11 protein-coding genes and 1 riboswitch are annotated in these 11172 nt (G+C 69.8%); of the genes, 1 reads left to right on the forward strand and 10 read right to left on the reverse strand.

Annotated features, from left to right (window positions below; all coding sequences use genetic code 11):
- Positions 1–83 precede the first annotated feature (83 nt).
- A riboswitch (glycine riboswitch) is annotated at positions 84–178 on the reverse strand.
- A 119-nt stretch (positions 179–297) separates the two neighbouring features.
- Positions 298–669 carry a PRC-barrel domain-containing protein gene (locus IE177_RS11285; protein ID WP_190015065.1) on the forward strand — a complete coding sequence of 124 codons (372 nt, stop codon included), beginning with the start codon at positions 298–300 and terminating at the stop codon, positions 667–669.
- Here IE177_RS11285 and IE177_RS11290 read toward each other — a convergent pair.
- The 10 genes from IE177_RS11290 to clsA all read right to left on the reverse strand — a co-directional run bounded on the left by IE177_RS11290 (position 591) and on the right by clsA (position 11006).
- A complete protein-coding gene (locus IE177_RS11290; protein ID WP_190015066.1) occupies positions 591–2042 on the reverse strand; it encodes a DNA polymerase IV in 1452 nt (483 codons plus the stop codon). The two genes, IE177_RS11285 and IE177_RS11290, sit on opposite strands and share 79 nt — an antisense overlap.
- Before the next feature lie 75 nt (positions 2043–2117).
- Positions 2118–2801, reverse strand: coding sequence for a MerR family transcriptional regulator (locus IE177_RS11295; RefSeq protein WP_190015067.1), 684 nt, complete (start codon positions 2799–2801; stop codon positions 2118–2120).
- A 267-nt stretch (positions 2802–3068) separates the two neighbouring features.
- Positions 3069–3542, reverse strand: a complete 474-nt coding sequence (locus tag IE177_RS11300) for a bifunctional nuclease family protein (protein WP_026253112.1) — start codon at positions 3540–3542, stop codon at positions 3069–3071.
- An 85-nt stretch (positions 3543–3627) separates the two neighbouring features.
- Complete coding sequence (gene ftsR, locus IE177_RS11305) at positions 3628–4365, reverse strand: transcriptional regulator FtsR (RefSeq protein ID WP_190015068.1); 738 nt, start codon at positions 4363–4365, stop codon at positions 3628–3630.
- A 44-nt stretch (positions 4366–4409) separates the two neighbouring features.
- The gene (locus IE177_RS11310) at positions 4410–5240 is read right to left on the reverse strand and encodes a zinc-ribbon and FHA domain-containing protein (RefSeq protein WP_190015069.1); all 831 of its coding nucleotides are present in this window, start codon (positions 5238–5240) and stop codon (positions 4410–4412) included.
- A 190-nt stretch (positions 5241–5430) separates the two neighbouring features.
- Positions 5431–6312 (reverse strand): DUF881 domain-containing protein, encoded by an 882-nt coding sequence (locus IE177_RS11315; RefSeq protein ID WP_190015070.1) that lies wholly within the window; start codon positions 6310–6312, stop codon positions 5431–5433.
- 7 nt (positions 6313–6319) lie between these two features.
- On the reverse strand, positions 6320–6652 hold the full coding sequence (locus tag IE177_RS11320) for a small basic family protein (protein ID WP_003988855.1): 333 nt from the start codon (positions 6650–6652) through the stop codon (positions 6320–6322).
- Positions 6649–7566 (reverse strand): DUF881 domain-containing protein, encoded by a 918-nt coding sequence (locus IE177_RS11325; RefSeq protein WP_190015071.1) that lies wholly within the window; start codon positions 7564–7566, stop codon positions 6649–6651. Before IE177_RS11325 ends, IE177_RS11320 begins: the two co-directional genes overlap by 4 nt.
- 221 nt (positions 7567–7787) lie before the next feature.
- On the reverse strand, positions 7788–10283 hold the full coding sequence (locus tag IE177_RS11330) for a mannose-1-phosphate guanyltransferase (RefSeq protein ID WP_190015072.1): 2496 nt from the start codon (positions 10281–10283) through the stop codon (positions 7788–7790).
- 114 nt (positions 10284–10397) lie between these two features.
- Positions 10398–11006: a cardiolipin synthase ClsA gene (gene clsA / locus IE177_RS11335; RefSeq protein ID WP_190015073.1), complete on the reverse strand. Its 609-nt coding sequence runs from the start codon at positions 11004–11006 to the stop codon at positions 10398–10400.
- Positions 11007–11172 lie beyond the last annotated feature (166 nt).

Below are 11172 nucleotides of genomic sequence, written 5' to 3' on the forward strand. Positions count from 1 at the left end.
CTTCACCGGACGCCCGCGGGCGCCGGCTTTCACCGTCGGTGAGAGCGGAAGCCGTCGACACCCGCCCTGCTTTCCAGAGTGACCTCGTCCGTGCGGTACGTGGGCCTGAGAGATTCCGGGGAGGATTTGCTCCTTCGGCGCCTCCGACGTGGTCGGAGGACTCTCCCGCACGGGGTCAGCAGCCGCTGTCAGCCTACCAGCGAGGTCAACGCAGGGGCCCTCGAGTGGCCGCCTCCTTGAATGTGCTCTTTCGTAGTGCTTACGGATGAGTTGCGACCACGTGGAGGGAGATGGACCGTGCAGACCGACATCGATCCGCGCAACCTGATCGGCCGCAAGGCGTTCGACCGCAGTGGCTCCAAGATCGGCACCATCGACGAGGTGTACCTCGACGACGCCACCGGCGTGCCCGAATGGGCTGCCATACGCACCGGCCTCTTCTCCCGGGACGCCTTCGTGCCCCTGGAACCGAGCGAGCTGATCGACGGGTCCCTGCACATCCCCTTCGACCGCGCTCTCATCAAGGACGCCCCCGACTTCGGCGTGGGCCGCCATCTCTCCCCCGAACAGGAACTGCAGCTCTACCACCACTACGGCCTGGACGTGGCCCCGCCCCCCGCCTTCCCCGACCACGACTTCGGCAGGCTGGCCGGCTCGGAGGAGACCTGACCACCGGAGGAGACCAACGGCAGCGGCTCAGCCGGCTCCAGCGAAGGATCGTCGCCGGAGAACGTCCGCACCCGCCCCGGCGGGGACGACGGCGTCTCGAAGCGCACCGTGACCCGCCCCAGCCCGCTGCCCTGCACCCACCCGTGGCCCCACTCGGTGTGACGCACGTCCTGCCCTGGGCGCCACTGCCGCTCAGTGGGCTGCTCGGGCTCCGGCTGGGCGGCGTCGGCCCCCGGTCCGACCTCCGCCTCGGTCCCGGCCGCCGCCCCCTCGGGCGCCTCCGCCACCGGCGCCGCCGTCTGCGCCGCCTGCGCGAACAGGTCCTCCTGCGTGTAGTCGGCGAGCCCGGTCACCCCCACGCCGAGCAGCCGTACCCCACCCGTGGTGTCCACGGAGTCCAGCAGCCGGGCGGCGGCCTCCCGGACGACCGCCGGATCGTCCGTCGGCCCCCTGAGCGTCTCGGAACGCGTGAGGGTGGAGAAGTCGTACCGCCGGACCTTCAGCACGATCGTCCGTCCCGAATGCCCGGCGCCCCGCAATCGCCGCACGCACCGGTCGGCGAGCCGCTGCACCTCCAGACCGACCCGCAGCCGGTCGTGGATGTCCACGTCGTAGGTGTCCTCCACCGAGACCGACTTGGCCTCCCGTTCGGCCACCACCGGCCGCTCGTCGTGTGCCAGGGCCATGGCGTACAACGCGTGCCCGTGCGCCTTGCCGAGGAGCCGGACCAGCTCGTCCTCCCCCGCCTCCGCCAGCTCCTCCACCGTCGTGATCCCGGCCCTGCGCAGATGGTCCCCAGTGGCGGGCCCCACCCCCGGCAGGGTCCGCACCGGCATCGGGCCCAGCAGCGCCCGCTCGGTCCCCGGCTCTATGAGCACCAGCCCGTCCGGCTTGGCCTGCTCGGAGGCGATCTTCGCCAGCATCTTCGAGGCGGCCAGCCCCACCGAGGCGGTGAGGCCCGTGGCGGCCCGGATGCGGGCGCGCAGCCTCGTCCCGGTCAGCCGCGCGGATTCCTCGTCCCAGGCCGCACCCCCGGCCTCCAGGTCCACGAACGCCTCGTCCAGGCTGAGCGGCTCGACCAGCGGCGACAGGTCCCGCAGCAGCGCCATCACCCGCTCGCTGATCGACCGGTACACGGAGAAGCGCGGCACCAGATACGCCGCATGGGGCGCCAGCCGGCGCGCCTGGGCCGTCGGCATGGCCGAGTGGACCCCGAAGACCCGCGCCTCGTACGACGCGGTGGCCACGACTCCGCGCGGCCCGAGCCCGCCCACGACGACCGCCTTCCCGCGCAGGCTCGGCTTGGACGCCTGCTCCACAGAGGCGAAGAAGGCGTCCATGTCGAGATGCAGGATCGTGGGCGCGTTTCTCACATCTCCGATGCTGCACCACGGCACTGACAATGCCGTGCTACCGCCGGCACCGGAGAGCGCCGCACCCGCCGCGCGTCAGACCGCCCGGTTGCGGCGCCGTGCCAGCTCGTCCGCGGGGTTGTGACCGACCAGGGTCTCGCCGGTGTCGACTCGCTCGCCGTGCAGCTGGGAGAGCGCGCTTTCCACGTCCCGCCACACGACGCCGACGGCGATCCCGAAGATGCCCTGACCGCCCTGGAGCAGGGCGTGGACCTCGTCCGGCGACGTGCACTCGTACACCGTGGCGCCGTCGCTCATCAGGGTCATCCGCTCCAGGTCGCGGAAACCGCGTTCCCTGAGGTGCTGGACGGTCGTGCGGATGTTCTGCAGTGAGACACCCGTGTCGAGGAACCGCTTGACGATCTTCAGGACGACGACGTCGTGGAAGCTGTACAGGCGCTGGGTGCCCGACCCGTACGCGGGCCGCACACTCGGCTCCACCAGGCCCGTGCGGGCCCAGTAGTCCAGTTGCCGGTAGGTGATGCCGGCCGCCGCGCAGGCCGTGGGCCCGCGGTAGCCGATCTCCTCGGACGTCATGGCCGCCGTCCCTCCGCCCTCCGGCACCGCCGTCGGCCGCTGCGGGACGTGATCGACCGCGCTGCTCGGATGGGCGTACCCCCTGTTCGCACGCGGGTGAGAGTTCGAGGGAGGGTACGGACCGCTCTCCCCGAATCCGCGTCCGGGGGCACCCCCAGCCGTACCGTCGCCGCTGGTTCTCACGCCGACCTCCGTCCTTGACCTGCCTTCTCGACGGTAGGCAGTCACCAGGGGTGCGTCAACGATCGCCACACTCGGCACGCCGAGTGATAATCACCCTAAGAGTGGTTTTCCGTGCCCCACCGCGGGGAAAGGCTAGCCGAATGCGCTCGCGGAAGGCCCGAAGACGCTTCGACGGCCGGTGGCAATCGCCGCGAGTGCGGCCCCGAACAGCCTGCCCCGGCTCGCTCGCGAACCCGGTTCGGCGGGCCGGCCCTCCCCGTTCGCGGCTCACTGACTGCTGGTGCCGAAGTCCTCGGGCGAGATCTGGTCGAGGAACTCGCGGAACTTCTCCACCTCGTCCTCCTGCTCGTCCGGGATGGCGATGCCCGCGTCGTCCAGCACCGTGTCGCTGCCGTAGATCGGCGTCCCGGTGCGCAGGGCCAGCGCTATGGCATCGGAGGGACGGGCGCTGACCTCCACCCCGCTGGCGAAGACCAGCTCCGCGTAGAAGACGCCCTCACGCAGGTCCGTGATGCGCACTTCGGTCAGCTCCTGGCCGACGGCTTCCAGCACGTCCTTGAACAGGTCGTGGGTCAGCGGTCGCGCGGGGGCCATGCCCTGCTGGGCGAAAGCGATCGCCGTCGCCTCCCCCGGCCCGATCCAGATGGGGAGGTAACGGTCGCCCCCCACTTCGCGCAGGAGCACGATCGGTTGGTTGGAGGGCATTTCGACCCGGACACCTACGACATCGAGCTCGTTCACACAGCAACCCTAGGCCGTGCCCGGGACGTTTGGGTAGTCGAGCCGGGAACAGGTGCCCGATCCGGTCGCCCGCCGGCCCGCGGTTTCAAGGCAGCCGCACACCGAGAGCGGTCTTGACCAGGGCCGTGTGCAGCTTCACCGTGAGCGCGGCCAGTTCCTTCGTACGGGCCTCGGCGATGGCCCTCGTCTGCGGGTTGCGGTGGCGCTTGAGCGGGGCCACCACCTGGTCGACGAGGCCCGCCTCACGGTCGGCGGCGGCCTTCATCACCCGCAGGTGGCGCGGCTCGATCCCGAACCGGCCCAGCTCGGCGACGAGGGAGGCCACGGTGACGGCCTCGGCGTCGTACGCCCCGTCCTCCAGGGGAGCGATGAGCCCGTAGGACTGCCACTCCGCCAGCTGCCCCTCGTCGATGCCCGCGGCAGCCAGCAGCTGGTCCCTGCCGACCCGGGCCACCGCGGGCCCCTCGGCACGCTCCGGTCCGTCGTCCCCGGTGCGCTGGCGCCCCACCACGGGCAGCTGGGCGGCCTCGCCGCGCTCCATGGCGTCCAGGTGCTCGCGGATCACCCTGAGCGGCAGGTAGTGGTCGCGCTGCATCCTCAGCACGTGGCCGAGACGCTCGACGTCCCCGGCGCTGAACTTGCGGTACCCCGACGGGGTCCGCTGCGGCTCGATGAGCCCCTCCGACTCCAGGAAGCGGATCTTGGAGATGGTCACTTCTGGGAACTCGTCGCGCAGCGCGCTCAGCACCGAGCCGATGCTCATCAGCTCACTGCCCCTGGCGGCGGTACCGCTTCCGGCACCGCCGCTCGGTGTTTGAAGCATGGACCTTCCCTGGGGTCGTCCCCCCGGACGGCGGTCCGGGCGGGTCAGATGCCCTGCCGGCTCGCGTAGAACACCAGCCGGTACTTGCCGATCTGCACCTCGTCGCCGTTCTGCAGGGCGACCTGGTCGATCCGCTCCCGGTTGACGTACGTGCCGTTGAGGCTGCCCACGTCGGCCACGGTGAACGAGCCGTCCGGAGAGCGCCGGAACTCCACGTGGCGACGCGAGACCGTGACGTCGTCGAGGAAGATGTCGCTCTGCGGATGACGGCCGGCCGTGGTCAGGTCGCTGTCCAGCAGGAAGCGGCTGCCCGAGTTCGGCCCCCGGCGCACCACCAGCAGCGCCGAACCCATGGGCAGGGCGTCGACCGCGGCCTGCGCCTCGGGCGAGAGCATCGGCATCTGCGTCTGGCCGGTCGCCTCCGCGTCGTAGGCCTCCAGGCCGGAGATCGAGATCGTGGACGTCGTCTCCGAGGCACGCTCCGGCGCCACACCGGGGCGCAGGGGCGCGCCGCAGTTGGAGCAGAACCGGGCGTTCTCCGCGTTGCGGTTACCGCACCTCGTACACACCAGGACCGGCATAGACGGATCCTCCTGCCGCGGCTGTCCCGCCGGGGCGTTGGACGCGTACGGGTCGGGGGTGAACCCTCCACCCGTACCTGAGGTCGACGGTTGCCCGAAACCTATGCCGCCGGACTGGGCAGGGTCAACAGACGCCGCGCCCTGACCACCGGAAATGCCACCGCCCGGACCAGCGACCTGGTCCCGGAACAGCGGGCGCTGACCCTCCGCGTCAGGCTGTGCGCGATGACGGGCGGTCGCGTTGTCGCTGCCCTCTCGCGCGCTCTTGCCGAACAACTTCGCAAACAACTTCACGGGCGATTCCCCTTGACCGAAACAGACCCGCCCGTGGGGCAGGACGAACCCTGATTGCCTACACCGGCCGAGCCGGACATTCTCACAACGTCCGTATCCACCAGACAGTTTCCACCACGCGCCACCCCTTTGGTGCGCCGACCCCCCGCAACCTCATGCCCCTGCCGGATGTCCACCATGCACCGTCGGTTCACTGGGAGGACGACCGAGCGTAGTCAGGCCGCTTCGCCTGTCGCAAGGCATCCACGACGATCTTGTTCGAACGCTCGACCGCCACCGTGGCCTGCTCCTTCTCCAGGGACTGCACCACGCCTCCAGGGATGTTCAGGGCCGGCTCCAGGTCCTGGGGCTTGCCGATGACTTTGAAACGATAGGGGGCGTTGATCTTGTTCCCGTCGACGCTCACCGTCCTGCCGGAGTCGGTGAAGTAACTGTTCGCCACCACGCGCACCCCGTTGACCTGGATCGCCTCCGCACCGGCCGCGCGCAGCTCCTGTATCGCGTCGAGCAGCATGTCCGCCTGGACCGTCCCCTTCCTGTCCTCGATCGTCATCGTGATGCCGGGACCCCGCGCTCCCACGGTGCCCGCCAGGATGCCGAGTTGCCTCTCCTTCTCGGCGGTCTGCCTGCGGGCCTCCGCGGCCTGGTCGGAGCTGCTCTGCAGCTCCTGCCGCTGCTTCTCCAGTCCCTGCTTCTCGTCCTGAAGACGCTGAGTACGCGAATCCAGTTCATCGAGGATGCGAACCAGGTCCTCCTGACGTGCGCCGCGCAACGCGCTGTCGCTGTCGCTGTTCGACGCGACCTGCACCGCCAGGCCGAACCCGAGGCCGAAGAGCAGCACCGCGACGATGAGTTGCGCCCGGGTGAGCCGCGGCGGCCACAGGCCGTTCACCAGCCGCTGCCGGCCGGTCAGCGACTCCTGGGGCTGCTCATCGGACGTCGGCGCCGCACCGGGGGCCGGGGCGGGCACCTCGGCCGGCAGCTCCTTGCGCAACCGGTTCTCCGGCCGCGCGACCTGACCGCTCCGGCCGTCCTGCTGCTCCTGGCCGCTCTCGCCGTTCTCGTCGCTCATCGTCGCCTCACGCCCGGAACACGTGTCGCCGGATCGCCGCGGCGTTGGAGAAGATCCGGATACCGAGGACCACGACGACGCCCGTGGACAGCTGCGCACCCACGCCCAACTTGTCGCCCAGGAAGACGATCAGTGCGGCGACGACCACGTTCGACAGGAACGACACGACGAAGACCTTGTCGTCGAAGATCCCGTCGAGCATGGCCCGCAGGCCGCCGAAGACGGCGTCCAGCGCTGCGACGACGGCGATCGGCAGGTAAGGCTCGACGACCGCCGGAACCTCGGGCCGGACCAACAGGCCGGCCACGACGCCCACGACGAGGCCCAGTACGGCGATCACGATGTGCCCTTCTCAGTCTTCTCGGTGTTCGGCTGTGCGGTGCGTACGATCACACTCGGCGCGGCGGGCAGCCGCAGGTCGTCCTCGGTGGAGATGGTGGCGCGGATGCCGTAGTTCTCCCTCAGCGCATGCAGGTAGAGCCCGTCGGCGCTGTCCTGGAATGTCGCGCTCAGCCTTTCCCCGTCCCCGACCGCCAGCACCGTGTACGGCGGCACCAGCGGCTTGTTGTCGACCAGTATCGCGTCACCGGCGGCCCGGATCGCCGACAGGGCGGTCAGCCGCTGTCCGTTGATGGAGACGGCCTCGGCCCCGGAGGCCCACAGACCGTTGACGACGCGCTGCATGTCCCGGTCGCGCACCCGGCCGGTGTCGGAGAATCCGGAGGTCTCCCGCGGATTGGTCCCGTCACCGCCGCCGCCGGCCTCCTTGGCGTCGTTCACGACCAGCTTGACGCCGGGTCCGTGCACCTCGGTGGCACCCGACAGCATGCCCACCAGGTCGGCGTCGGCGCTGCCGCCGCTCGACTTCAGTGCCGCCCGCTGCCGCGCTCCGACCTCGTCGCGCAGTCTGTCGACATTGCCCTCGAGCTTGTCCGCGTCGGCGGTCTCGTCGTCGATGCGGTCGATCAGCTCCTGGCGCTCCTTGGCGACCACGGGAGCCGCCACCCGCGCCTGCGCCGCTCCGACGGTCACCACCAGCGCGGCCAGGACGAGACCGGCCGCCAGGCCCAGCTTCGCCCTGAGGGTCTTCGGCAGCCCTCCCTCGCCCTGGGTCTCGCGCCGGGCGGCTGCTTCGGCGTACCCGTCGTCGAGGCTGTGGTCCATGACGTTGGTGATCAACGACATGGAGGCGTCCGGGCGCTGCGGCCGCGGGGGGCTGCTCCGAACGGGGGGTTGCTGCGGCATGCCGCACATCGTCGCATGTCGCGAGCAGTACCTCCGAATGGCCCCACCGGCGTGCCGGACAGGCCCCCTTGGGGGCACTTGTCCGGCACGCGCGCGTGCAGGGGGCTGTCGCCGTGCCGCGTCGGTGTGCGGGGGGCGGCGGGCGGCGGGCGGCGGGCGGCGGGCGGCGGGCGGCGGGCGGCCGCAGGAGGCTACGGCTGGTGGCGGCCGGCGGCCGGCCGCCACCAGCCTCACCGGCCGGCGCTGTCCACCACGGCGGACCACTCGTCCAGGAGCGCCTGCGCGGACGCGTCGTCGGGGCCCTCGGCCCACAGGTGCGTGACGGCTTCGGCCGGGTCGGGCAGCACCATCACCCAGCGGCCGTCGGTCTCCACGACACGCACACCGTCGGTCGTGTCCACGGAGCGGTCGCCGGCGGCCTCGACCACTCGCCGCATCACCAGTCCCTTGACTGCCCACGGTGTCGCCAGGTCCCGCTTGAGGACGTGGGCGCGCGGGATGCGGGCGTCGATCTGGCTCAGCGTGAGCTGGGTCCGTGCCACCAGCCCGATCAGCCGTACGAAGGCCGCCGTGCCGTCGTAGACGCTGCTGAACTCGGGGACGATGAACCCGCCCTTGCCGTCGCCGCCGAAGATGGTGCCTTCCTCACCGCCCACGCGCGTGAGGTCGTCGGGCGAGGTGGTCGTCCACTCGACCTGGGTGCCGTGGTAGGCGGCGACCTGCTCGGCGATGCGCGTCGTGGTGACCGGCAGTGCGACCCGGCCGCTGCGCCGCTCGGCGGCGACCAGGTCCAGCATCACCAGCAGCGCCCGGTCGTCCTCGATGATCCGGCCCTTCTCGTCCACGAGCGACAGCCGCTCGCCGACCGGGTCGAACCGGACCCCGAAGGCCGCTCCGGAGGACGCCACGATCTCGCCGAGGCGCACGAGCCCCTTGCGCCGCATCTCCTCGGTCTCGGTGGGCCTGGACTCGTCGAGACCGGGGTTGATGGTCAGCGAGTCCACCCCGAGCTTGCCGAGCAGGCTGGGCAGCACGAGCCCGGCGCTGCCGTTGGAGGCGTCCACGACGACCTTGAGGCCCGACTCGGCGATCCCGGTCGTGTCGACGTTGCGCAGCAACGAGCCCGTGTACGAGTCGAAGACGCTCGCCGGGAAGTACAGGTCGCCGATCTCACCGGGGAACGCCCGCCGGTACTCCTGCCGCGCGAACACCCGGTCGAGCTTGCGCTGGCTGCCCTGCGAGAGGTCGGCGCCGTTCCCGTCGAAGAACATGATGTCGACCGAGTCCGGCACGCCGGGCGAGGTGCGGATCATGATGCCGCCGGCGCTGCCGCGCGCGGTCTGCTGCCGGGCCACGGGCAGCGGCACGTTCTCCAGGTCGCGTACGTCGATGGCGCTGGCCTGCAGCGCCGAGATGACCGCCCGCTTGAGCGCTCGGGCGCCTCGGGAGTGGTCGCGGGCGGTGGTGACGGTGGCGCCCTTCTTCAGCGTCGTCGCGTAGGCCCCGGCGAGCCGCACCGCCAGCTCCGGGGTGATCTCGACGTTCAGGATGCCTGTCACACCGCGGGCGCCGAACAGGTGGGCCTGTCCTCGGGACTCCCAGATGACCGAGGTGTTGACGAAGGCGCCGGCCTCGATGGTCTTGAACGGGTAGACCCGGACGTTGCCCTGAACGATCGATTCTTCACCGATCAGACACTCGTCGCCGATGACGGCGCCGTCCTCGATGCGGGCGGCGCGCATGATGTCGGTGTTCTTGCCGACGACGCAGCCGCGCAGGTTGCTGTGCTGCCCGATGTACACGTTGTCGTGCACCACGGCCTTGTGCAGGAAGGCGCCGCTCTTGACGACCACGTTCGAGCCGACGACGGTGTGCTCGCGGATCTCCGCGCCCGCCTCGACCTTCGCGTAGTCGCCGATGTACAGCGGGCCCCGCAGCACCGCGTCGGGATGGACCTCGGCGCCTTCGGCCACCCACACGCCCGGGGAGATCTCGAAGCCGTCGATGTCGACGTTGACCTTGCCCTCGAGGACGTCGGCCTGGGCCTTCACGTAGCTCTCGTGGGTGCCGACGTCCTCCCAGTAGCCCTCGGCGACATACCCGTAGATGGGCTTGCCCTCCTTCATGAGCTGCGGGAAGACATCGCCGGACCAGTCGACGGGAACGTCGGGGTCGACGTAGTTGAAGACCTCGGGCTCCATGACGTAGATGCCCGTGTTGACCGTGTCGGAGAAGACCTGCCCCCAGGTCGGCTTCTCCAGGAAGCGTTCGACCTTGCCTTCCTCGTCGACGATGGTGATGCCGAACTCCAGCGGATTGGGCACACGGGTCAAGCAGACCGTGACCATCGCGCCCTTCTCCTTGTGGAAATTGATCAGCTCGGTGAGGTCGAAGTCGGTCAGGGCGTCACCGGAGATGACGAGGAAGGCGTCGTCCTTCAGCGCCTCCTCGGCGTTCTTGACGCTTCCGGCGGTACCGAGTGGCTTCTCCTCATTGGCATACGTGAGCTCCATTCCGAGCTCTTCGCCGTCACCGAAGTAGTTCTTGACGAGCGATGCCAGGAACTGCACGGTGACTACGGTCTCGTTGAGCCCGTGCCTTTTGAGCAGCCGCAGCACGTGCTCCATGATCGGGCGGTTGGCCACGGGCAGGAGCGGCTTGGGCATGCTAGAGGTCATGGGGCGCAGGCGTGTGCCTTCGCCCCCGGCCATCACGACGGCCTTCATGTCGGAAGCGTCCTCCTCCAAGAGACGACGGTCTAGCCGACTTCACCCGTCAAGATTGTCCCGCACATTTCCACCGCGGGCCATCGAGGCGTTACGTCCGGACAATCGCCGAGCTCAATCGGCCATGGCGTCCGCTCGAACCAATCGGCGGACTTGAACCACGTAGAGCACTCCTGCCCACCAATAGAGGGTTGTACCCCATCCGGCGAACGCCCATCCGAAAATCTTGGCGAGTGATGCGATCCAACCAGTTGCGTCGCTGAGGAGCAGGAGTGGGAAGGCGTACATCAGGTTGAACGTGGCGGCCTTCCCGAGGAAGTTGACCTGGGGCGGCGGATACCCGTGCCGGCGGAGGACTCCCACCATGACCAGGAGGACGAGTTCCCTGGCCAGCAGCAGGCCGGTGAGCCAGAGCGGCAGGATCTCCCGCCAGGTGAGACCGACGAGGGTGGAAAGGACGTAGAGCCGGTCCGCGGCGGGGTCGAGAAGCCGGCCGAGGTTGCTGATCTGATTCCAGCGGCGCGCGAGCTTGCCGTCCAGATAGTCACTTACCCCGCTGAACGCCAGTACGAGGAGAGCCCAGCCGTCACTCTTCGGGCCGCCGAACTCCGGCCTGAGGATCAGCCACAGGAAGACCGGAACGCCGACGAGCCGCGCCATGCTGAGGATGTTGGGGATGGTGAGGACCCGGTCTGTCTGGACACGGGTCTCCTGGACCTCCACCCGGGGGCCTCCTGTGCGAAACGAACCAACGATGCCCCCTGACCCTACCTCAACGCAAAAAAGCTCCGGCCCTCGGGCCAATGCCCAAGAGCCGGAGCTGTAAAAGGAGTTCGGCGGCGTCCTACTCTCCCACAGGGTCCCCCCTGCAGTACCATCGGCGCTGTGA

The organism is Streptomyces lucensis JCM 4490 (genome assembly GCF_014650035.1).
Taxonomy (GTDB): domain Bacteria; phylum Actinomycetota; class Actinomycetes; order Streptomycetales; family Streptomycetaceae; genus Streptomyces; species Streptomyces lucensis.